The organism is Novosphingobium aquimarinum (assembly GCF_009746585.1).
In the GTDB taxonomy this organism is placed as follows: domain Bacteria; phylum Pseudomonadota; class Alphaproteobacteria; order Sphingomonadales; family Sphingomonadaceae; genus Novosphingobium; species Novosphingobium aquimarinum.
Genome location: NZ_WRPO01000053.1, coordinates 1 through 2,998, shown reverse-complemented (window position 1 = coordinate 2,998; position 2,998 = coordinate 1). Strand labels below are relative to the sequence as shown.

Below are 2,998 nucleotides of genomic sequence, written 5' to 3'. Positions count from 1 at the left end.
CGGTGTAAATCCCTCATCCCCCTCGCCGCCATCGCGAAAGGGAAAAAGTGGACGACTTTTACGCCGCCCGCAGCAGCACTTCGCCGCCGCTACCGTGGTCTAATTTTGCACCGCCGTTCTCATAGCGAGAGCTTGAGATGCCGCGTAGCTGTCAGGATCCAGCACTGGAGCGGGCTCCACAGCGATGGTTCGGAGATCATGCACGTCTGCATCGACTGACATGACGATGTCCCGGAACTGCGAAGTCCACCCAGGTGCCTCCTTCGTCCGTGCCATGAAGCGGGCATGGTGATGGATCGTCTCGAACAACGCGGTCTCAAACCGGTCTCCGACATAGAGCACGCCGTAACTGCCATCGGTGAATCGGCTTGGGCGGTCAGTGCTGACATGTGTGAACGGCGCCATCAGATAGGAAGCGCCGTTGCCCCCGACCCGCCGCTCGACCGGAACAAGATCAAGATTGCCAATCGTCGCCATTATGCGAGGGTTGGTCTTCTGCTCAGCTGAGATCAGAAGTGGCCAGTCGGCTGGATCAGCAACATCCTCGAACAGGTCGATCGGCGGAAAGGCACTGCGGATGATCCTGACAGCGCCCTTCCACTCAACTCTAGAAACGGGGATTTCTGCTGCTTCGCTCACCAGCCACCGCGCTCGGCGTCGAGATAGCGACGCACGCGCATAATGTCGGTGAGCTCGCCTCCCAGCATTACGTCGAGCGCACAGGCTCCGTCGAACGCGTCGTTGGCCGCTCTGATCCAGGCATAGCTGCGCGTTGCCTCCGAGAAGATTATCCGAAGCGCTTTGTGGATGCCTAAGAGGTTGGAGAGACGCGCACGCCCATCACGCGAAACGCGCCCGGGACCTTCCGCCTTCCATCGGCGATAAGAGCGCACCGGCATGTCGAGCAGGGTTGCAGCCTGCTCGTCGGTTAGTTCCCACTTGCCGAACAGATTGAGGACTGCCCGGAACATGGCAGCTGCCTCGTCCTGAGTAATCGGATCGGGCCGGAATGTGGTAACGGCAGTATCAACGGGTTGCAGAGCCAGCATGGCAGTTCTCCAAATGGCATCATATACGGCTAATAATGCCATTTGGCAAGGTCTATGCCGATGATGCCAGTCTGGCAATCACGCTCGCTGCGCTATCGATCGGCACGAAGAGCCGTGTCTGGTAGCGGATGATCTCAGTGAAGCAGCCTTGGGCCTTGTACCAGTCGAGGCGGGCTACGCTCCAACCGTTCAGCTCAATTCGCTGTGAGCCGTTGACCAGACTGCGTTTGACCATCAGCTTTTCGCGGCTGGGGAATTCCATGGCTCGCCCCGTCGCCAGGACGGACTGGACAATATCATCAGCAGAGAGCGTTTGTTCCCGTTCGAGACCGAGCGTCCGGCACAGTTCGGGCACGCAATGGACTGGAATCTCACGGCCTAGCAAAGAGCGACCATCCGCCGCCAAGATACGGCTCACCCTCACGAAATCCGAAGGGAGCTTGTCCCAGACCGGAAGCAGGAGGCCCGCCGCAAGATACAGACGCTCCCGCTTGTGGCTGGTCCTCGCCTCTTCCACCTCGGCGGCCCAGGCCTCGCGGAAAGCGTCGATGGAGATGTCCTCCCAGCTGCTCTCAGCCAAATGATCCTCGGTGATGTGACTGCGCTTAAGCGGACGCAGCAATTCGAAGCGGGCCACGCGCGTACCGTCATCGTCAAGGATGCTTCGGGCGGGCACCAGCAAGGCGACCCGACCGGAGCGGGCGTTCCGAACCGGTCGCTGCCGCTGCCCGGTCAGGCCGTGAAGCTCCTCGAGCCGCTTCAGGGTGAGCGGCTTCAAGGCTCTGGCGATTTCCAGTTCCAGCAGATGGGTGGTCGCGCCCGAGGCCGGATCTGTGCGCAGCAGTGTGTCAGACAGGACCGCGAAGTCCTCGACTGCGATCGTCTCGAGGCCGAGATCGAGTGTGCCAGCCTGCCGGGCGGCATCGATGCGCGCTTCGACCAGCCCCATGAACTCATCGAAGATCGCGTTCTGCAGGGCTATGGGAAGCGCAAGTATGCGATTGAGCCAGCGCTGGATCGAGGGCAAGTCATCGACCATCGACCCGTCAGGGGCTTCGATCCGCAGACCTGTCAGTTCCTGAAAACGCCCCAAGCTGACCGCGTCGAGCTTGCCGGAGAACAACAGCCCGAACCAGCGATGGAGCGCTTCCTTAGCGTAGATGCTTTCGAGATTGTCGGCCGGATCGAACAGGTTCTGACCTCCGGTCTGGCGCTGCCCACGCGTCAGAGCGCCAAGACTGTCCAGACGCCGGGCGATCGTCGAGATAAACCGGCGCTCGCCGCGCACATCGGTCGTCACCGGCCTGAACAGCGGCGCAGATGCCTGATTGGTGCGATTGGTCCGGCCAAGCCCCTGGATGGCTGCATCAGCCCGCCAGCCCGGTTCGAGCAGGAAGTGCACACGGCGCGCCTGATTCCTGGCGGCCAGATCGGCATGGTAACTGCGCCCGGTCCCCCCGGCGTCGGAAAAGACCAGGATGCGCTTGGCGCAATCCATGAAAGCCTGGGTCTCAGCGACATTGGCCCGCGGCGGTCGGGATTGGAGTTTCTGGCGACCATCGCGGCCGACTACAAGCCGACGCGTGCGACCGGTGACTTCCGCCACCTGGTCGACGCCGAAACGTTCGATGATGGCATCAAGCGCGGTGGCGATCGGCGGCAAGGCGCAAAGCTGCTCGATCATCCGGTCGCGTGCAGCAAGCGCGGAGCGGCACAGCACCGGAGCGCCTTGCTCGTCGCTCATCGGCTCGGACCGAGGATTGCCGTTTTCGTCCGTGAACACGGCCATCAGGCGAACAGGGAAGCTCTTGGCGAGATAGTCGATCACATATTCTTTGCAGTCGCAGTTTATGTCGAGCGTGGCGGCAGGAGGCGCAGGTTTCCTTCGGTTTTCCATGATTTCACTCCAGATAATTACGGTTCCCTCGACCTCAACAAGTCGAAGGAAC

Annotated in this window: 2 protein-coding genes and 1 pseudogene; all 3 read right to left on the bottom strand. The window is 61.3% G+C overall.

Annotation, left to right across the window (positions count from 1 at the left end; translation table 11 throughout):
• Nucleotides 1-123: 123 nt before the first annotated feature.
• Nucleotides 124-639, bottom strand: a pseudogene (locus tag GQO94_RS20695) (RES family NAD+ phosphorylase); the annotation flags it as partial.
• Nucleotides 636-1,049: an MbcA/ParS/Xre antitoxin family protein gene (locus GQO94_RS20690; RefSeq protein WP_156843257.1), complete on the bottom strand. Its 414-nt coding sequence runs from the start codon at nt 1,047-1,049 to the stop codon at nt 636-638. The gene GQO94_RS20690 and the pseudogene GQO94_RS20695, both read right to left, overlap by 4 nt.
• A 52-nt stretch (nt 1,050-1,101) precedes the next feature.
• Nucleotides 1,102-2,832: a strawberry notch C-terminal domain-containing protein gene (locus GQO94_RS20685; RefSeq protein WP_232333070.1), complete on the bottom strand. Its 1,731-nt coding sequence runs from the start codon at nt 2,830-2,832 to the stop codon at nt 1,102-1,104.
• Nucleotides 2,833-2,998 lie beyond the last annotated feature (166 nt).

What these genes read in the sequence shown, in the direction of transcription:
- GQO94_RS20690 (WP_156843257.1), bottom strand. Translation starts at nt 1,049, where the DNA reads ATGCTGGCTCTGCAACCCGTTGATACTGCCGTTACCACATTCCGGCCC.